General features: G+C 71.3%; 16 protein-coding genes. 9 read left to right on the forward strand and 7 right to left on the reverse strand.

Annotation, left to right across the window (positions count from 1 at the left end; all coding sequences use genetic code 11):
* Positions 1–52: 52 nt before the first annotated feature.
* Positions 53–1,018, forward strand: a complete 966-nt coding sequence (locus tag ACZ4Z3_RS04950; RefSeq protein ID WP_468499698.1) for a hypothetical protein — start codon at positions 53–55, stop codon at positions 1,016–1,018.
* Between the two features lie 110 nt (positions 1,019–1,128).
* A complete protein-coding gene (locus ACZ4Z3_RS04955; RefSeq protein ID WP_468499699.1) occupies positions 1,129–2,040 on the forward strand; it encodes a carbohydrate kinase family protein in 912 nt (303 codons plus the stop codon).
* Positions 2,041–2,150: 110 nt separating this feature from the next.
* On the opposite strand, the gene uvrA is transcribed toward ACZ4Z3_RS04955, so the two are convergent.
* The gene (gene uvrA / locus ACZ4Z3_RS04960; protein WP_468499700.1) at positions 2,151–5,189 is read right to left on the reverse strand and encodes an excinuclease ABC subunit UvrA; all 3,039 of its coding nucleotides are present in this window, start codon (positions 5,187–5,189) and stop codon (positions 2,151–2,153) included.
* A 223-nt stretch (positions 5,190–5,412) separates the two neighbouring features.
* Between uvrA and ACZ4Z3_RS04965 the strand changes: the two genes are divergently transcribed.
* Entirely contained in the window at positions 5,413–6,129 is a 717-nt protein-coding gene (locus ACZ4Z3_RS04965; protein ID WP_468499701.1) for a maleylpyruvate isomerase family mycothiol-dependent enzyme, read from the forward strand.
* 36 nt (positions 6,130–6,165) lie between these two features.
* Complete coding sequence (locus tag ACZ4Z3_RS04970) at positions 6,166–6,816, forward strand: MBL fold metallo-hydrolase (protein WP_468499702.1); 651 nt, start codon at positions 6,166–6,168, stop codon at positions 6,814–6,816.
* A 25-nt stretch (positions 6,817–6,841) separates the two neighbouring features.
* Here the strand turns inward: ACZ4Z3_RS04970 and ACZ4Z3_RS04975 are convergent, their stop codons facing one another.
* Complete coding sequence (locus ACZ4Z3_RS04975; RefSeq protein WP_468499703.1) at positions 6,842–7,714, reverse strand: universal stress protein; 873 nt, start codon at positions 7,712–7,714, stop codon at positions 6,842–6,844.
* A 500-nt stretch (positions 7,715–8,214) separates the two neighbouring features.
* Here ACZ4Z3_RS04975 and ACZ4Z3_RS04980 point away from each other — a divergent pair, with 500 nt between their 5' ends.
* From ACZ4Z3_RS04980 to ACZ4Z3_RS04990, 3 genes are read left to right on the forward strand one after another with little or no spacing between them, the layout of a single operon-like run.
* Positions 8,215–9,114 carry an ABC transporter substrate-binding protein gene (locus ACZ4Z3_RS04980; protein WP_468499704.1) on the forward strand — a complete coding sequence of 300 codons (900 nt, stop codon included), beginning with the start codon at positions 8,215–8,217 and terminating at the stop codon, positions 9,112–9,114.
* Positions 9,111–10,028 carry an amino acid ABC transporter permease gene (locus ACZ4Z3_RS04985; protein ID WP_468499705.1) on the forward strand — a complete coding sequence of 306 codons (918 nt, stop codon included), beginning with the start codon at positions 9,111–9,113 and terminating at the stop codon, positions 10,026–10,028. Before ACZ4Z3_RS04980 ends, ACZ4Z3_RS04985 begins: the two co-directional genes overlap by 4 nt.
* Entirely contained in the window at positions 10,025–10,813 is a 789-nt protein-coding gene (locus ACZ4Z3_RS04990; protein WP_468499706.1) for an amino acid ABC transporter ATP-binding protein, read from the forward strand. Before ACZ4Z3_RS04985 ends, ACZ4Z3_RS04990 begins: the two co-directional genes overlap by 4 nt.
* Positions 10,814–10,947: 134 nt before the next feature.
* Here ACZ4Z3_RS04990 and aroQ read toward each other — a convergent pair whose 3' ends face one another.
* Positions 10,948–11,421 carry a type II 3-dehydroquinate dehydratase gene (gene aroQ, locus ACZ4Z3_RS04995; protein ID WP_099968798.1) on the reverse strand — a complete coding sequence of 158 codons (474 nt, stop codon included), beginning with the start codon at positions 11,419–11,421 and terminating at the stop codon, positions 10,948–10,950.
* Positions 11,422–11,521: 100 nt separating this feature from the next.
* Here aroQ and ACZ4Z3_RS05000 point away from each other — a divergent pair, with 100 nt between their 5' ends.
* Both ACZ4Z3_RS05000 and ACZ4Z3_RS05005 read left to right on the forward strand, forming a co-directional pair.
* A complete protein-coding gene (locus tag ACZ4Z3_RS05000) occupies positions 11,522–12,568 on the forward strand; it encodes a S66 family peptidase (RefSeq protein ID WP_468499707.1) in 1,047 nt (348 codons plus the stop codon).
* 122 nt (positions 12,569–12,690) lie between these two features.
* Positions 12,691–13,968: an MFS transporter gene (locus ACZ4Z3_RS05005; RefSeq protein ID WP_468499708.1), complete on the forward strand. Its 1,278-nt coding sequence runs from the start codon at positions 12,691–12,693 to the stop codon at positions 13,966–13,968.
* Between the two features lie 50 nt (positions 13,969–14,018).
* Here ACZ4Z3_RS05005 and ACZ4Z3_RS05010 read toward each other — a convergent pair whose 3' ends face one another.
* From ACZ4Z3_RS05010 to ACZ4Z3_RS05025, 4 genes are all read right to left on the reverse strand, one after another.
* Entirely contained in the window at positions 14,019–15,119 is a 1,101-nt protein-coding gene (locus tag ACZ4Z3_RS05010) for a calcium:cation antiporter (RefSeq protein ID WP_468499709.1), read from the reverse strand.
* Positions 15,120–15,230: 111 nt separating this feature from the next.
* Positions 15,231–16,232 carry a TerC/Alx family metal homeostasis membrane protein gene (locus ACZ4Z3_RS05015; protein ID WP_468499710.1) on the reverse strand — a complete coding sequence of 334 codons (1,002 nt, stop codon included), beginning with the start codon at positions 16,230–16,232 and terminating at the stop codon, positions 15,231–15,233.
* Positions 16,233–16,523: 291 nt separating this feature from the next.
* Positions 16,524–18,506 carry a TerD family protein gene (locus ACZ4Z3_RS05020; protein ID WP_468499711.1) on the reverse strand — a complete coding sequence of 661 codons (1,983 nt, stop codon included), beginning with the start codon at positions 18,504–18,506 and terminating at the stop codon, positions 16,524–16,526.
* Positions 18,507–18,552: 46 nt separating this feature from the next.
* Entirely contained in the window at positions 18,553–19,131 is a 579-nt protein-coding gene (locus ACZ4Z3_RS05025) for a TerD family protein (protein ID WP_055539083.1), read from the reverse strand.
* Positions 19,132–19,295 lie beyond the last annotated feature (164 nt).

The raw sequence follows: 19,295 nt of genomic DNA on the forward strand, positions 1-19,295 counted from the left end.
GGCCCACGCGTGGTCCGACCAGCCGACGCGCACCTCACAGAAAGGCTCCTCCATGCGGCACGCCTCAGAGCACGCCGATGTCGCGGCGATAGCGAACGTCGCCGCCGCGGAGTTGGAGTCGGCCCTGCGGGGTGGTCCCTTCCATGTGGCGCTGCGCGCCGCGATCGCCGCGCGGGGACTGCCGTTGCAGCGGGTGCAGCACCATCTGTCGCGCCACGGGGTCAAGGTCGGGGTGACCAGCCTGAGTTACTGGCAGCAGGGCGCCCGGCGCCCGCAGCGCCCCGAGTCGCTGCGGGCGGTGCGGGCCCTGGAGGAGATCCTGCAGCTGCCGGACGAGTCGCTGATCCGTCTGCTGGCCCGGTCCGAGGAGCCCTCCGGGCCGGGCCGCGGCGCCGGCCGTTCCTACCGCTCCCTCGTTGAGGGCTCAGGTGTCCTGGAGCGGCTCCTCGGCGAGCTGGGGTCGCCGCTCGACGGCGGGGTGCACATCATCGGCCATCACGAGCGGGTGCGCGTCGGCGCGCACCGGGAGCTGCTGGGCCGCGAGTCGCAGCACATCGTGCGGGCGCACCGGGACGGTGTGGACCGCTATGTGGCCGTCCACCACGGCGACCCGGGCTGTGTCCCGGAGCGGATGGCGGTCCGCGCCCTGGAGAACTGCCGCCGGGGCCGGGTGCGCTGGGACGACGACACGGGGGTCCTGGTCGCCGAGTTCCTCTTCGGCACCCGGCTGCGCAGCGGCGACACGTTCCTGTTCCGCTACGGCGTCGACGACGGGACGGCCGGGGTGTGCACCGAGTACGTCCGCGGTTTCCGGTCGGGGGGTGGGCTGTACGCCCTCCAGGTGCGCTTCGACGAGCGGGCGCTGCCGGTGCGCTGCCACCGGTTCAGCCGGCACTCGCCGGCCTCCCCGCGCGGAGGGCGGCAGGCCCTCCCCCTGAGCGGACTGCACCGTTCGGTGCACCTGGTGGAGCCCCGGGTGCGCACGGGCGTCCTCGGGATCGGCTGGGAGTGGGAGTGAGGGGCACGGGGCCGGGGTTCCTTCCCTCGGGCCTCGGTCGGGGTCGCCCGTCGCGGGGCGAAAACCTCTGAGGTACCTTCCGGCGGAGACTTCCCAGAAAGGACCCCTTCGTGATCGTCGTCGCCGGTGAAGCCCTGATCGACCTGGTCCCCAGGGGTTCGGGTCCGCTCGCGGATCTGCGGCCGGCGCGCGGCGGCGGGCCGTACAACACGGCGGTCGCGCTCGGTCGTCTCGGCTCCCCCACGGCGTTCTGCTCCCGTGTGTCGTACGACGTCTACGGCGAGGCCCTGCTGTCGGGGTTGCGCGAGGCCGGTGTGGACGTGACGTCGGTGCAGCGCGGCCCGGAGCCGACGACGCTGGCGCTGGCCTCGATCGGCGAGGACGGCTCCGCCCGCTACTCCTTCTACGTGGAGGGCAGCGCCGACCGCCTGTTCGAGGCCCCCGAGCAGCTCCCCGCGGGTACCCGCGCCGTCTCCTTCGGGACCTGCTCACTGGTCCTGGAGCCGGGGGCGAGCGCGTACGAGGAACTGCTGCACGGCGCGGCCGCGCGCGGGGTGTTCACCGCCCTCGACCCCAACGTCCGGCCCGGCCTGATCGCCGACCCGGCCGCCCATCGCGCCCGCTTCAAGAGCTGGCTGCCCTCGGTGTCACTGCTGAAGCTGTCCGAGGAGGACGCCGAGTGGCTGGGCGGCACCCCTGAGCAGTGGCTGGCCTCCGGCCCGTCGGCCGTCGTGGTGACCCGGGGCGGGGAGGGGCTGATCGCCTACACCCGCGACGGGGCCGAGCACCGTGTGCCGGGCGAGAAGGTCGATGTCGTCGACACCATCGGCGCCGGTGACACGGTGAACGCGGCCCTTCTGCACGGTCTGTCCGCGCGGGACGCCCTGTCCGCGGCCTCGCTCGCGGCCCTGCCCGCCGAGGACTGGGGCGGACTGCTCCGCTTCGCCGCCCGCGCGGCCGCGGTCACCTGTTCCCGAGCGGGCGCGGAACCGCCGTACGCGTCCGAGGTGGACGGGGACTGATCCGCCCCGGAAGGGGTGGAACGAGCGGTGCCCCGCGGGGAGGTTCCCCGCGGGGCACACGCCGTTCGTCCGGTGTCGGGCCGGGTCAGACCTTCCCGGCCCCCGGTGGCTCAGGCCTTGCGGGCCCGCGTGGTCTTCTTCGCGGGAGCCGCCTTCTTCGTGGCCGAGGCCGTCTTCTTGGCCGCCGTGGAGCCGGTGGCCCTCGTGGTGCGGGCGGTGGCGGTCTTCTTGGCCGTCGACCCGGCGGCGACCGCCTTCTTGGCCGTGGCACCGCGCGGCGCCTTCACCGGTGTGGCGTCGCTGATCCGGTCGGCGCCGAGGATCTCGCGCAGGAACTTGCCGGTGTGGCTGGCCGGGACCCCGGCGATCTGCTCGGGCGTGCCCTCGGCGACGACCAGACCACCGCCTGCGCCGCCCTCGGGACCCATGTCGACGATCCAGTCGGCGGTCTTGATGACGTCGAGGTTGTGCTCGATGACGATGACCGTGTTGCCCTTGTCGACCAGGCCGGACAGCACCTTGAGGAGCTTGCTGATGTCCTCGAAGTGGAGACCGGTGGTCGGCTCGTCCAGGACGTAGACCGTGCGGCCGGTGGAGCGCTTCTGCAGCTCGCTGGCGAGCTTCACGCGCTGCGCCTCACCGCCGGACAGGGTGGTCGCCGCCTGGCCGAGGCGGACGTAGCCGAGGCCGACGTCCTTCAGGGTGTTGAGGTGGCGGGCGATCGCGGGGACGGCCTCGAAGAAGTCCGTCGCCTCCTCGATCGGCATGTTCAGCACCTCGGCGATGGACTTGCCCTTGTAGTGGACCTCCAGGGTCTCCCGGTTGTACCGGGCGCCGTGGCAGACCTCGCACGGGACGTAGACGTCCGGGAGGAAGTTCATCTCGATCTTGATGGTGCCGTCGCCCGCGCAGTTCTCGCAGCGGCCGCCCTTGACGTTGAAGGAGAAGCGGCCGGGCAGATAGCCGCGGACCTTCGCCTCGGTGGTCTCGGCGAACAGCTTGCGGATGTGGTCGAAGACGCCGGTGTAGGTCGCCGGGTTGGAGCGGGGAGTGCGGCCGATGGGCGACTGGTCGACGTGGACGACCTTGTCGACGAGGTCGTCGCCGTCCACGCGCGTGTGCCGTCCCGGTACGTTCCTCGCGCCGTTCAGCTCGCGGGCGAGGTGGGTGTACAGGATGTCGTTGACCAGCGTGGACTTGCCGGAGCCCGAGACGCCCGTGACGGCCGTGAAGACGCCGAGCGGGAAGGACACGTCGATGTCCTGGAGGTTGTTCTCCCGGGCGCCGTGCACGGTGAGCCGGCGGGTCGGGTCGAGCGGGCGGCGGATGTCGGGCAGCGGGATGGCCTTCCTGCCCGAGAGGTACTGCCCGGTCTGCGACTCGGTGTTGGCCAGCAGCTCCTTCAGGGAGCCGCTGTGCACGACCTTGCCGCCGTGCTCACCGGCGCCGGGGCCGATGTCGACGATCCAGTCGGCGGTCTTGATGGTGTCCTCGTCGTGCTCGACGACGATGAGCGTGTTGCCCATGTCGCGAAGCCGGACGAGGGTCTCGATGAGCCGGTGGTTGTCCCGCTGGTGCAGACCGATGGAGGGCTCGTCGAGGACGTAGAGCACGCCGACGAGTCCGGAGCCGATCTGGGTGGCGAGGCGGATGCGCTGGGCCTCACCGCCGGAGAGGGTGCCGGCCGCGCGGTTCAGCGAGAGGTAGTCCAGGCCGACGTCGACCAGGAACCGCAGCCGTTCGTTGACCTCCTTCAGGACGCGCTCGGCGATCTTCTTGTCGCGGGCGGTGAGCTTCAGCTCGCCCAGGAAGTCCGCGCAGTCGCTGATGGACATCGCGGAGACCTCGGCGATCGACTTCTCCATGATCGTGACCGCGAGGACGATCGGCTTCAGCCGGGTGCCCTCACAGGTGGGGCAGGGCACCTCGCGCATATAGCCCTCGAAGCGCTCCCGGCTGGCGTCGCTCTCGGCCTCGCTGTGCCGCCGCTTCACGAAGGGGACGGCGCCCTCGAAGGCCGTGGTGTACACCCGCTCGCGGCCGTAGCGGTTGCGGTAGCGGACCTCGATCTGCGTCTTGTGGCCGTACAGCAGGGCCTTCTTCGCGCGCTGCGGGAGGCCGGCGAAGGGGATGTCGGTCCGGAAGCCCAGCGCGTCGGCGAGGGCGCCGATGAGGCGGCCGAAGTAGTCCTTGGTGTGGCCGTGCGACCAGGGGTGGATGGCGCCCTCGTCGAGCGACTTGTCCTCGTCCGGGACGATCAGCTCCGGGTCGACCTCCATGCGCGTGCCGATGCCGGTGCAGTCGGGGCAGGCGCCGAAGGGCGAGTTGAAGGAGAAGGAGCGGGGCTCCAGCTCCTCGAAGGACAGGTCGTCGTACGGGCAGTAGAGGTGCTCCGAGAACATCCGCTCGCGCTCGGGGTCGTCCTCGGGGAGGTCGACGAAGTCGAGCACGACCATGCCGCCGGACAGGCCGAGGGCGGTCTCCACGGAGTCGGTGAGCCGGCGCTTGGCGGAGTCCTTCACCGTGAGGCGGTCGACGACCACCTCGATGGTGTGCTTCTCCTGCTTCTTCAGGGTGGGCGGGCTGGAGAGCTGGACGGTCTCGCCGTCCACCCGCGCGCGGCTGTAGCCCTTGGTCTGGAGGTCCGCGAAGAGGTCGACGAACTCGCCCTTGCGCTCCCGCACCAGCGGGGACAGCACCTGGAAGCGGCTGCCCTCGGGCAGCTCCAGCACGCGGTCGACGATGGCCTGCGGCGACTGGCGGGAGATCGGGCGTCGGCACTGGGGGCAGTGCGGCTTGCCGATGCGCGCGAAGAGCAGCCGGAGGTAGTCGTAGACCTCGGTGATCGTGCCGACCGTCGAGCGCGGGTTGCGCGAGGTCGACTTCTGGTCGATGGAGACAGCCGGGGACAGACCCTCGATGAAGTCGACGTCCGGCTTGTCCATCTGCCCGAGGAACTGCCGGGCGTAGGAGGACAGCGACTCGACGTACCGGCGCTGGCCCTCCGCGAAGATCGTGTCGAAGGCCAGCGAGGACTTGCCCGACCCCGACAGGCCCGTGAAGACGATGAGCGAGTCGCGTGGGAGGTCGAGCGAGACGTTCTTCAGGTTGTGCTCGCGCGCGCCACGGACGATGAGACGGTCGGCCACGCCGGTCCGCACCTTTCTTGAGTGAAGTGACAGGAGCGGAGCCCCCGTCCTTCTCAGACTAGGGGGAGCCACTGACAGCGCCGGTCCTGTTTCCCCGTTCCACAACAATCCCGGGCCTTCCAGCATGCCCGACGCAGGACTCGACCATATAGCACGTGCATTCGATTTCGGTCCGGGGTTCACCGCCTTCACCCGAAGGAGTGGCGGAGCTAGGGTCGGCGTCATGAAGTTTCACGCGCGTGACCTGGACTCTGTACGGGAAGCGACCGAGCGGCTCCTCACCGCGGTCGCCAAGATGGACAACGCGGCTGTGACCCAGCCGTCACGGCTGCCCGGCTGGACCCGCGGCCATGTCCTCGCCCACCTCGCCCGCAACGCGGACGCGATCGTGAACGTCCTGGAGGGGCGTCCCATGTACGTGTCCGGCGAGGCCCGGGACGCCGACATCGAGCGGGACGCGCCCCGGCCGCTGGAGGCCCAGCTCACGGACCTGCGGGAGAGCGCGCACCGCTTCCAGGAGGCCGCCTCCGCCCCGGCCGACTGGTCGCGCACGGTCGAGCTGCGCAACGGCGTCACGGACTCGGCGTCGCGGGTGCCGTTCCGGCGCTGGATCGAGGTGGAGCTGCACCACGTGGACCTCGGCATCGGGTACGAGCTGGAGGATCTACCGAAGGACTTCACGCAGCGCGAGATCAACTTCCTGACCGAGCGGTTCCGCGACCACCCCGCCGTCCCCGCGGTGACGATCAAGCAGGACGACGGGCGGCTCCTGTTCACCGGAGCCGTGAAGGGCCTCACCTCGGAGCAGCTGGAGAGCGGCAGCCACACGCTCATGGTCACCGGCCGCCAGGCCGACCTCCTCGGCTGGCTCGCCGGACGACGCGACGGCACCGCCCTGCGCGTCGAGGGCGGCACCCTGCCGTCCCTTCCGGCGCTGTAGCGGCCGGGCGCCCCTCTGCGACCTAGACTGACGGCCATGACGTACAGCGGAGCGGTGAAGGTCGGCGGTCCTGCGGATGTGCACGAGCTGCCGGACCTGATGATCTCCAAGGTCGCGGTGGGCCCGATGGAGAACAACGCCTATCTGTTGCGCTGCCGGGCGACCGACGAGCAGCTGCTGATCGACGCCGCGAACGACGCCGGCACCCTGCTCACGCTGATCGGTGACGACGGCATCGCGTCCGTCGTCACCACGCATCGGCACGGCGACCACTGGCAGGCGCTCGCCGAGGTGGTGGCGGCCACGGGTGCTCGTACGTTCGCGGGGCGCGACGACGCCGAGGGCATCCCGGTGCCGACCGATGTGCTGGTCGACGACGGCGACACCATCCGGGTGGGGCGCGTGGAGCTGACCGCCCGCCACCTGGTCGGCCACACGCCGGGTTCGATCGCGCTGGTCTACGACGACCCGCACGGGCATCCCCATGTGTTCACCGGGGACTGCCTCTTCCCGGGCGGCCCTGGTCGGACCACACGTCCCGAGGACTTCGAGTCGTTGATGTCGGACCTGGAGGCGAAGGTCTTCGTACTCCCGGACGAGACCTGGATCTACCCGGGCCACGGCAACGACACCACGCTCGGCGCCGAGCGCCCTCACCTCGGCGCGTGGCGCGAGCGGGGCTGGTAGATCGGCGCATCGGCGCGCTTGGTACTCAGGTATGGGGGACGACAGCCACGGGGCAGCGTCCGTGGTGGAGGGCGGCGTGGGCGACGTGGCTCAGCAGCGGCCCCGTGTGCGCGTGCCGGTGCACGCGCCGGCCGACGACCAGCAGCCCGGCGTCCGCGGTGGCCTGCACGACGGCCTTGGCGGGACTCGTGAGACGGACACTGTCGGACACGTCCACCCCCGGGTACTTCTCCTGCCAGGGTCGGAGCGCCTTGCCCAGTTCCTTGTGGCCGTTCCTCGTCATCTCCTCGGTGGCGTCGTGGTCCACGCCCCAGGGGGTACGCGCGTGGAGCGGCACGCTGCGGCCGAGGACGGCTACCAGGGGAGCGCCGCGCGCGGCGGCGGTGTGGAAGGCGAAGTCGAGCAACTCGTCGCTGGACCCGTGCGGTTCCACCGCCACGACCACGCGGTTCGCGGTCGCCGGAGCCGGGTGCTCCTTCTCCGGGACCGTGCGGACCACGACGACGGGCCGGTCGGCGCGTGCCACGACCGGGAGGCTGACGTCGCCCAGGAGGTAGCTCGAGAAGGTCTCCAGCCTCCGGGACCCGAGCACGAGCATCTCGGAATCCGCTGCCGCCCGCAGCAGGGCCTCCCGGGCGTCCTCGGCGACCAGGCTGCCCACGACCGTCAGGCCCGGATGGCGGGTCTGCAGTTCCGACTGCGCGGTGTGGACCAGACGCTTCGACCAGTAGTTCTGGTCGACTTCGGAGGGCCCGCGGAGGGGTTCCGGCACCAGCATCGGCCACGCGTGCAGCAGCCGGAGGGTGAGCTTGCGCTTCTCGGCCTCGTCGGCGGCCCAGCGGGCGGCGGTGAGGCTCTCTGGTGAGCCGTCGAGGCCCACGGTGACGACTGGTTGCATGGCGGCGGCCTCCGTCTCGTACGAAGCTGGACATGACGGTGCACGAGTCCGGGGGCGAGCCGTCCGGACGTCGCCGGCGGGCCGAGCGTGGTGCGTTTCTCTCCCTTCGAGAACTACACCAATCCCCTGCGGCGCGCATGTGGACCAGGGAGGCCGTCCTTCTCTCGCGCCCCGTGTGAATCGAACACACACGCCGGTGGCACGCGCGCGCTCCCGGCGCACGCCCTGGCGCAGTCCACTGGAGGACAGGTCCGCACGGGATGACGGCTCCCGCGCGGATGGGCCGCCGGCCTCCCATCCCCGCCCTCGGCCGGCGGCCCCGCCCGTGCCGCGCGCACCGTCCGCACGTACTCCGCGCAAGCGCTCTCCACCGTCCGCGCGCACCCGCCGTCCCGGGTCCCCTCGCGAGGGTTCACAGGATTGCAACACGCGTTCCCACTATGCGGACAATCGCCGACATGACCTCGACAAACGGGACGTGGCGCTGTCAGTCTCCCGCCATGCGTCCTGCCCTTCGAGCCCCGCGCCCCTCCCGTCGTGCCGTCTCCGCCGCCACCGTCGCCCTGTTCGCCACGGTCGCCGTCGGGTGCGCCCCGCAGCCGGAGGAGGACCCGTCCGGCAAAGCCTCCGCCTCGGCGACCGGGGCGGCCTGCGCCAAGGGCGAGTTGCGCACCGAGGTGTCCGGGAAGCTGACCGTCGCCACCGACTCCCCCGCGTACGAACCCTGGTTCAAGGACGACGACCCGAGGAACGGCGAGGGCTTCGAGTCGGCGGTCGCGTACGCCGTGGCGAAGCAGCTCGGCTACGACAAGGCGGACGTCGTCTGGCAGTCCGTGCCCTTCAACAAGGCGTACGCGCCGGGTGAGAAGACCTTCGACTTCGACATCAACCAGGTGTCCGTCAGCGACGAGCGCAAGAAGGCCGTGGACTTCTCGTCCGGGTACTACGACGTGCGCCAGGCCGTCATCGCCCTCAAGGGCTCCGAGGCCGCGAAGGCGAAGAGCATCGCCGACCTCAAGGGCCTCCACCTGGGCGCCCAGGTCGGCACGACCAGCCTCGACTACATCGACGACGTGGTGAAGCCCGGTCAGGACCCCGCCGCCTACGCCAAGAACGACCAGGCCAAGTCGGCTCTGAAGAACGGTCAGATCGACGCGATCGTCGTCGACCTGCCCACCGCTTTCTACATCACCGCGGCCGAGGTGACGGACGCGACGATCGTCGGCCAGTTCGAGAACAAGGGCGGCACCCCCGAGCAGTTCGGCCTGGTCCTCGACAAGGGCAGCGCCCTGACGCCGTGCGTGACGGCGGCCGTGGACGCCCTGCGCGAGGACGGCACCCTGGCGAGCATCGAGCAGAAGTGGCTCTCCGACGCCGTCGACGCCCCGGTGCTCAAGTGACCGTCGTCGAGGAGGAGCCGGGCCGGGACGGCGCGGACGACGACGGCGGCATGCCCGGCGGGGACGACGGCTACGTCCCCTCCGCGCGACGGCTCGACCGGGAGCGGTACAAGCGTGCCCGGTCCCGGCGCGCCACGGGCATCGCCGCCCTGTCGACCCTCGTCACGGCCGTCGTCCTCTATGTGGTCGTCGTCAACGCGCCCGGCTGGCCACGCACCGAGGAGACGTTCTTCAGCGCCGAGTACGCGCGTGAGGCGCTGCCCGAGGTGCTCGAAGGACTCTGGCTCAACGTGCGGCTGTTGCTGGTGTGCGGTGCCGCCGTGCTCGTCCTCGGCATGCTCATCGCCGTCGCGCGGACCCTGCGCGGCCCGGTGTTCTTCCCGGTGCGGGCGCTGGCCGCCGCGTACACCGACTTCTTCCGCGGTCTCCCGCTGATCATCAACCTGATGATCGTCGTCCTGGGGGTCCCGGCGCTCCGCCTCCAGGGCGTGACCGTCGACCCGGTCCTGCTCGGCGGCACCGCGCTGACGCTGACGTACTCGGCGTACGTCGCCGAGGTGTTCCGCGCCGGCATCGAGTCCGTGCACCCCTCGCAGCGCGCGGCGGCGCGCTCGCTGGGCCTCACCAACCGACAGGCGCTGCGGCACGTCGTCCTGCCCCAGGCGGTGCGCCGTCAGGTGCCGCCGCTCCTCAACGACCTGGTGTCGCTCCAGAAGGACACCGGTCTGGTCTCGATCGGCGGCGCGATCGACGCGGTGCGCGCCGCCGACATCATCGTGGGCCGCAGCCTCAACTACACGCCGTACATCGTCGCGGGACTGGTCTTCGTCGCCCTGACCATCCCGATGACCCGCCTCACCGACTGGGTCACGGCCCGGATGGACCGGCGGCGGGCCCAGGGAGGCACGATATGAGCGGCGCCCCGAAGACGTCCCAGGTGTCCGAGGTGTCCGACGCCCCCGTGCTGCGGATGGAGTCCGTCCGCAAGACCTTCGGCGGTGCGCCCGTCCTGCGGGACGTCGACCTGGAGGTCGCCCCGCACACCGTGACGGCGCTGATCGGCGCCTCCGGGTCCGGCAAGTCGACGCTGCTGCGCTGCGCCAACCTGCTGGAGGAGATCGACGACGGGGCGATCTGGCTGGACGGCGAGGAGATCACCGACCCACGGGTGGACCAGGACGCGGTACGGCGCCGTATCGGGGTGGTCTTCCAGTCGTACAACCTGTTCCCGCACATGACCGTCCTGGAGAACATCACCCTCGCCCCGCGCCGGGTGCACGGCGTGGGCCGGGCGGAGGCGGAGGAGCGGGCCCGTGAGCTGCTCGACCGGCTGGGGCTCGGCGCCAGGGCGGGCGAGTACCCGGACCGGCTGAGCGGCGGGCAGCAGCAACGCGTGGCGATCGTCCGCGCGTTGGCCGTACGGCCCCGGCTGCTGCTCCTCGACGAGATCACCGCCGCCCTCGACCCGGAGCTCGTGGGCGAGGTGCTCACCGTCGTCCGGGACCTGAAGGACGAGGGCATGACCATGGTCCTCGCCACGCACGAGATGGGCTTCGCCCGCGATGTCGCCGACCAGGTCTGTTTCCTGGACGGCGGGGTGGTGCTGGAGCGCGGGACCGCCGAGGAGATCTTCGGCGACCCGCGGCAGGAGCGCACCCGGCGCTTCCTGCGACGGATCGTGGAGTCGGGCCGTCTGTGAGGCGGTTGATCGTGGAATCGGGCCGCCTGTGAGGCGGTGGCCGCCGGCGTCCTCGACGGACGCCAGGTCGTCAGGCGTCGGACGCGTGGTCCAGGGGTCGGACGCGTGGTCCAGGCGTCGGACGCGCGGGTCGGTCAGGCGTCGGCCGTGCCCGCGCCCACCAGCGCGGCCACCCGTTCCACGCCGAACACGTAGCCCTGCACCCCGCAGCCGGCGATGACGCCGTCGGCGCGCAGCGAGACGTACGAGTGGTGCCGGAACGTCTCCCGCTGGTGGATGTTGGAGATGTGCACCTCCAGCACGGGCAGGCCGTCACAGGTGTTGAGGGCGTCCAGGATGGCCACGGAGGTGTGCGAGTAGGCGCCGGGGTTGATGACGATTCCGCAGTGGTTCAGCCGTGCCTCGTGGATCCAGTCGACCAGCTCGCCCTCGTGGTTGGACTGCCGGAGGTCGACCGTGCCGCCGTGCGCGGCCGCGGCCTTGGCGCACAGGGCCTCCACGTCGGCGAGCGTGTCGGAACCGTAGATCTCGGGCTGCCGCTGGCCCAGCAGGTTCAGGTTGGGCCCGTTGAGGATCATGATCGGGGCGTTGGCGAGGCTGCGGGGCACGGTTCCTCCGGTCCGTTCGGGTGGGCGGCCCGCCGGGGCCGCTGCTCGGACCCGGTTTATCACGATGCGACGCCCTGGTGAGAGGCCCTAGCCTCCCGTCATGACCATGCCCATGTATCCCCCCAAGCCGTCGCCCGGCGACCGCGTCGCCGTCGTCTCACCCGGCGCCGGTCTGCCCGGACTGTTCCCCCGGCCCTTCGAACTCGGTCTGGAGCGGCTGCGGAAGGAGTACGGGCTCGAACCGGTCGAGTACCCGACGACCCGAAGGATGGGTTCGACGCCCCGGGAACGGGCCGACGACGTCCACGCGGCCTTCGCGGACCCGGATGTGAAGGCGGTGTTCACCTCCATCGGCGGCGACGACCAGATCACCGTCCTGCCGCTGCTGGACCGGGAGTTGATCCGGGCCAACCCCAAGCCGTTCCTCGGGGTCAGCGACAACACCAACCTGCTGGCCTTCCTGTACAACGCCGGGATCGTCGGCTACCACGGCGGGACCGTGATGACCTCGCTGGGCAGGCCCGGCGCCATGAACCCGGTGACCGCCGAGTCGCTGCGCGCCGCGCTGTTCGCCTCGGGGCCGTACGAACTGCGGCCCGCCGAGCGCTTCAACGACATCGAGCGCGACTGGGCGGATCCGGCGACCTTCGACGCGGAGCCGGAGAGCCGGCCCGGCGCCGGATGGACCTGGGTGAACGCCGACCGGGTGGTGGAGGGCCGCGCCTGGGGCGGCTGTCTGGAGATCCTGGGCTGGCTGCTGATGGCCGACCGCGAGGTGCCGCGCGACCTGTCCGTCTTCGACGGGGGCGTGCTCTTCCTGGAGACCTCGGAGGAACTGCCGAGCGGCGAGGAGGTCTTCCGGACGCTGCGGAACATGGGCGAGCGCGGGCTGCTCGGACGCTTCTCCGCGCTCCTGATGGGCCGCCCCAAGACCTGGTCCTTCGAGAAGCCCAACAGCCCCGAGGAGGCGGGGCGTTACGCCGCCGGCCAGCGGGAGGCGGTGCTGCGCGCGATGCGGGTGTACGCCCCGGACACCACGATCGTCTTCGACGTGGACCTCGGGCACACCGATCCGCAGGTCGTCATGCCCTACGGCGGTGCGGTCAGGGTCGACGGTCCCGCCCGGCGCATCACCGTGAGCTACTGACCGCGGTTGACGCCATCCGGAACACAGCACGTCGAGCGGGCCTCCGCACGCCCCCGTAACCAGGTGTCACGGTGGGTAGTTCACGCTGCATGCACAGTGCACGCAACGGAGAGCCGCCCTCCATGCCGCGACTCGCGGCCGCCTCGCTCGTCGGGACGGCCATCGAGTTCTACGACTTCTTCGTCTACGGGACGGCGGCGGCCCTCGTCCTGGGGCCGCTGTTCTTCCCGACGTTCTCGCCGCTGGCGGGCACCCTCGCGGCCTTCGGGACGTTCGGGGTCGGCTTCGTGGCCCGGCCCCTGGGCTCGGTGCTCTTCGGGCACATCGGGGACCGGCACGGGCGGCGCCCGGTCCTCGTCGCGTCCCTGCTGCTGACCGGAGGCGCGACCGTCGCCGTCGGCTGCGTCCCCACCTTCGACTCGATCGGTGTCACAGCCCCCTTCCTCCTGCTCGTCCTGCGCTTCCTGCAAGGGCTGGGGCTGGGCGGCGAGTGGGGCGGGGCGGTGCTGCTGACGGCGGAGCACGCGCCCGCCGAGCGGCGCGGACTGTGGTCGAGCTTCCCGCAGGTCGGTCCCTCGGTGGGCTTCCTGCTGGCCAACGGGGTGATGCTGGCGCTGGCGGCGACCCTGACGGACGCCCAGTTCGCCTCCTGGGGATGGCGGGTGCCGTTCTGGGCGGCGGGTGTCCTGGCCGTGGCCGGACTGTGGCTGCGTGCGTCGCTCGTGGAGAGCCCGCGGTTCCTGGAGATCGACGACCACGCGCGCGTGCCCCTCGCCGAGGTGGTGCGCGACCACTGGCGGCTCGTCCTGCTGACGGCCGGGGCGCTCTCCGTCGGGTACGCGGTGTTCTACACGGTGACGACGTGGTCCCTCGCCTACGGGACCGAGCGGCTCGGGGTGAGCCGTACCGTGATGCTGACGTGCGTCATGGGCGCCGTGGTCGTGAAGGGCGCCCTCACCCCGCTGGCCGCCCTGCTCGGCGACCGGTACGGACGGCGCCCCCTGTGCCTGGCCGGCTGCGCCGCCACCGTGCTGTGGATGTTCCCCCTGGTCGCGCTGCTGTCGACCGGCGAGCCCCTGCTCATGTTCCTGGGCTTCCTGGTGGCGATGCTCGCGTTCGTCACCATGTTCGCCGTCATCGCCGCGTATCTGCCGGAGCTGTACGAGCCCCGGGTGCGCTGCACGGGAGCCGCCGTGGGCTACAACCTCGGCGGGGTCGTCGGCGGCGCCCTCACCCCGATCGTGGCCACCGCCGTGTCCCAGGGCGGCCGGGTGCCCTGGGGGGTCGGCGCCTATCTGACGGGGATCGCCCTGCTGAGCCTCGGCTGCTTCGCGCTGCTGCCGGAGACCCGGCCGGTCCCGAGGGCCACGACGGAGGCGGCGGAGGCCACCGCGGGGTGAGCCGACGAGGGTGCTGGGGGCGTCCCTGCCAGTGATCGGGGGCGCCCGGACTACGGGGTCACCGCGAGTTCCAGGTACGCCGCGAAGATCACGAGGTGCACCCCGCCCTGGAGCGGCGTCGCCCGCCCCGGCACCACCGTCAGCGAGGCCACCACGACGGTCAGGGCGAGCAGCACCATATGGGTCGCGCCGAGGCCGAGGACGAGGGGACCGGAGAGCCAGAGCGAGGCCAGGGCCACCGCCGGGATGGTCAGGCCGATGCTCGCCATCGCGGACCCGAGGGCGAGGTTGAGGCTGGTCTGGACGCGGTCGCGGCGGGCGGCGCGCAGGGCGGCGATGGTCTCGGGGAGCAGCACGAGCAGGGCGATGACCACACCGACGACGGCGTGCGGCAGCCCCGCGGCCTGTACACCGGACTCGATGGTCGGCGAGACGCCCTTGGCGAGGCCGACCACTCCGACGAGCGCGAGGCCGAGGAGTCCGAGGCTGACGGCGGCGGTGTGGGAGGTCGGCGCCTCGGCGTGGTCGTCGGAGGTGATCACCTCGCCCTGCCGGGTGATCGGCAGGAAGTAGTCCCGGTGACGCATGGTCTGGGTCGCCACGAAGAGACCGTAGAGCAGCAGTGACGCCAGTGCCGCGAAGGTGAGCTGGGCCGTGGAGAACTCGGGGCCCGGCTTGCTCGTGGTGAAGGTGGGCAGCACCAGGCTGAGCGTCGCCAGGGTCGCGACCGTGGCGAGGGCCGCGCCGGTGCCCTCCGGGTTGAACACGGCGAGTCCATGACGCAGTGAGCCGACGAGAAGACACAGGCCGAGGATGCCGTTGCAGGTGATCATCACCGCCGCGAAGACGGTGTCCCGGGCGAGGGTGGAACTCTTGTCACCGCCGTCGGCCATGAGCGTGACGATCAGCGCCACCTCGATGATCGTCACCGCGACCGCGAGGACCAGCGATCCGAACGGTTCGCCGACCCGGTGGGCGACGACCTCGGCGTGGTGGACAGCCGAGAGGACGGCCCCCGCGAGCACCAGCGTGACCACGGCGACGAGCACCCCGGGCAGATCACGCCCCCAGGTGAGAACGAGCAGGACGACCGCGGCCACCGGGACGGCGGCTGTCCATCGCGCCGTGAGCGACCGGAGTCGAGCGAGCATGCGGTGATCCTTTCAGACGTGAAGGGGCCCCGCACTCCGGTCGACGCCGTGGATACGCGTCTTCGGTGGGCGGGGCCCCTTCGATCGTTGCTGTGCTGTGCGGCGGCCGCGTCAGGCCTCGACGCTGTCCTTCTCGGCGCCTTCGGTCTTCCGCTGCTCCGCCTCGGCCGCCGCCTGCTTCTTGGAGGCACGGAGGCTGGTGATCGTGGTGACGATCAGGACCGAGCAGATCACACCGAGGGAGACCGGGATGGAGATCTCGGGCACATGGACGCCGGACTCGTGCAGCGCGTGCAGGACCAGCTTCACGCCGATGAAGCCGAGGATGACCGAGAGACCGTAGGACAGGTGGACCAGCTTCTTCAGCAGCCCGCCGATGAGGAAGTACAGCTGCCTCAGGCCCATCAGCGCGAACGCGTTGGCCGTGAAGACGATGTACGGGTCCTGGGTCAGGCCGAAGATGGCCGGGATCGAGTCCAGGGCGAACAGGACGTCGGTGGTGCCGATCGCGAGCATCACGACGAGCATCGGCGTCATGACGCGCTTGCCGTTCTGCTCGATCCACAGCTTGGTGCCGTGGTAGCGGTCGGCGACGCCGAAGCGCTTCTCGGCGGCCTTGAGGAGCTTGTTCTCCTCCCAGTCCTCGTCCTCCTCCTCGGCCCTGGCCTCCTGGATCAGCTTCCAGGCGGTGTAGATCAGGAACGCGCCGAAGATGTAGAAGACCCAGGCGAAGCTGGCGAGGATCGCCGCGCCCGCGGCGATGAATATCGCGCGGAGCACCAGGGCGATCAGTACACCGATCAGGAGCACCCGCTGCTGGTACTGCGAGGGCACCGCGAACTTCGCCATGATCAGGACGAAGACGAAGAGGTTGTCGACGCTCAGCGACTTCTCGGTGATGAAGCCGGCGAAGAACTCTCCGGCCGGCTGGCCGCCGCCGAAGACGAACAGTCCGAGTCCGAAGACGGCGGCCAGGACGATCCAGACGACCGTCCAGATTCCGGCTTCCTTGATGGACACGTCATGGGGCTTGCGGCCGATGAAGAAGTCGACCGCGATGAGGGCGGCAAGGCCCACCACTGTCAGGACCCACAGGGTCGTGGAAACATCCACTGCGCCTCCGGCAGTACGTAACGGCAAATTGCAGCGTCATCGCTACCGGAGGTCTCTTCCACCCGGTCCTCCAGGACGTTCCACAACGCCTGGTGCCGCCGGGCCGACGCCCCGGGATCTGTCTGATCCGTATTGACGGGTACGCCGCAGCAAGCAGGGAGTACTCCCCTCCGCTCACAAGAGCATACCCATTCACCAAGAATGGGTAAAGGGGGAGGCAAAGAAAGTATCAAATTCGCAGGTCAGGGCGACTTTACTAGGTCTTGATGCAGATGGGGGCCAGGTCTGTGCTCACCGGTTCCAGGAGCGGCGGGCGTCCGCGACCTGGGTGAGCACCTGGTGGAGGATCCGGCTGCCCGGCGGGACGAGCGGCGGCTCGTACGTCCACGCGTGACCGACCCAGGGGTCGGCCAGGTGGTCGTCCGGGGTGGGTGTGAGTCGCAGCAGCGAACGCCACAGCGGGTCGAGCAACGGGCCGTAGGCAGCGGCGTCCTGACGGTCGGCGACCATCATCAGATGGACGCCGACGGCGGGACCCTCGTCCGCGAGGTAGCGCAGCTGGGTCACGGCCCGGTCGTCGAAGCCGTGCGGGAAGTCGTTGACGATCAGGAGCTGCTCGGCCGTGTCGAAGCCGGGCGGCAGCGCGTCGGCGACTCCGCCGCGCACCGCCATCTGCACGAGGTCCACCCGCTGGGTGAGCCGCCCCAGGACGTCCGAGACACCGGCGGCGCCGACGGCGGGCGGGCCGGCGAGGACGCCCGGCTGGGTCAGCGGTGCCAGCGTGGTCGCTCCGGCGCCGGCCGGGTCGATGACATGAACGCTGAACTCCCCCGGCGGGTACACCGCGAGGAGCCGCGCGGCGAGCGCCACGGCGGTGTCCAGGGCAAGACGGCGCAGTTCGTCGGAGTCCGCGAAGGAGTCACCGGATCCGGAACGGCCGCTGTCGATCCACAGGCCCCGCTCCAGCGGCAGCCGGACCAGCATGGGGATGCGCAGTCCGTCGCTCTCCGGCAGACGCAGGTCGCCCAGGCGCAGGGCCATCGGAACCTCCATCGGCACTCGGTAGCCGTGCCACACCGGGTTGTCCCAGCGGGCGTACGCCGTGGGCAGCGCGGGCTCCACGACGTCGGCCTCGGCCCGCAGCTGGGCGAGGTCACGGTCGAGGGCGGCGCGGGCCTGGTCGACGAGCTGGGCGTGCTTGGCGCGGGCGGCCTCGCGCGCGGCGTCGCCCTGCCCGCTGATGCGGCTGCGCGGGTCGGACAGGACCCGGTCGAGCTCCTGCTCCATGCGCGACTCGGCGAAGTCGACGGCGCTGCGGTACGCGGCGGTGGTCCGGGCCAGGTCCTCGAACATGCCCCACACCTGGTTGTAGAGCCGCTCGTCCATGGACCAGCCGGTGGCGTCCCCGGCGACGGGCTGCGCGGGCTGACCGGGCTGTGCCGGGGGCGCGGTCGGCGGGGGCGGTGGCGGTGCGGTGGTCTGCCGACCGGGGTGGGTGTAGTTGACGGGCCCGCCGGCCATGGGGGCGGTGGGCTGGGTGTCGGCGGACGGATCGTGCGGCGCGGTGCCGCCGTGCGAGCCGCCGAGGGACGGGGGCGGGGTTCCCTGGGGCGCCGTGCCGGGGCCGCCGTGGGTCTGGTCCGGGCCCAGTGCCGGGGCAGGGGTCTGCCGGGAGCGGTCGGCGTCCGGCACCCGGGGCGGGGGTGCCGCCACCGAGCGGGCGAGGCCACGGGCGACCGCCTCGTGGATACCGGCCGCGAGCTGCCGGGCCTCGGGCAGATCCTGGTCGGCGAACAGTTCCGCGAGGCCGCCCGCGTAGCCCTGGCCGACCGCGCGGACCTTCCAGGCGCCCTGCCTGCGGTAGAGCTCCAGGGCGACGACGGCGGTCTCCGTCTGCAGACCGATGACGGTGTACGTGGCGACCTCGGTGCCGTCGAGACCGGTGACCGCGAGGAACGGGGCGGCGACCGCGCCGAAACGAACCGGGCCGCCGGTCCCCGTCGGCAGGGCGAGCAGCACGGTCACCCGGTGCACGGACGGCGACAGCGCGTCGAGGTCCACCGCGAGGCGGTGGTCGGCCGCCGCCTGCTTGGAGACCTCCAGGCCGGGCAGGGTGGGCGCGCCCGGGTGGGCCACCCACTCCACGCCGTGCACCTTGCCGTGCTCGTCGCCGAGGGTGGCCCCGGCGACGATCGGCGTGCCGGCCGAGACGCGGATCTCCAGTCGGGCCTCGGGCAGTGGATGGTTCTGCCCCCGGACCAGCTCGGCCGTCATCGACTTCGTCCCCCTGTGTCGCTTGCTGCGTGATGCGTCGGGCTGCCTACAGGACCGGCAGGATCGCCGGCATCAGGTCCTGGAAGGTGCGGCCGTTGGCGGGCGAGCCGATGGCCGTCATCTGCCAGCCGGCACCCGAACGGTGCACCTTGGCCATGATCTGGGCCGTGTACTGGCCGCCGCCCGCTAGCGTGTAGCGGGCCAGCTCCTGGCCGTTGGTCTCGTCCACCAGACGGCAGAACGCGTTCTGCACTTCCTGGAAGGTCTGGCCGGTGAACGAGTTGACGGTGAAGACGATCTGGTCGATGTGGACCGGGACCCGGGCCAGGTCGACGAGGATCGCCTCGTCGTCGCCGCCCGCGCCGACACCGCCGACGAGGTTGTCACCGGTGTGACGGACGGAGCCGTCGTCGCTCACCAGGTGCCGGAAGAAGACGACGTCGACGGGCTGCTTGTCCGCGAACAGCACGGCGGAGGCGTCGAGGTCGATCTCACGGGTACGGGACCCGAACAGGCCGCGCCGGGGGGCAGCCTGCCAGCCGAGACCCATGCGGACCGCGGTCAGGCTGCCTCCGTCGTTCTTCTGCAGACTGATGGCCTGACCCTTGGTCATGTTGACGGTCACGCGCCGATTCCCCTCTCGAACTGTCCCCTGTTGCCGCGGGCTCCGCGGATGTGCAGCACCTTACGCAGCGGCACCGACACTGCCGCAGCCCGTGTCGCACTTTGTGTCGGTCTTGCAACACAGTGCGCCGCGCCGGGGTCACCGCTTCTCCCCCGGCGCCCCTC

It is taken from the genome of Streptomyces sp. NPDC030296, from assembly GCF_055572815.1.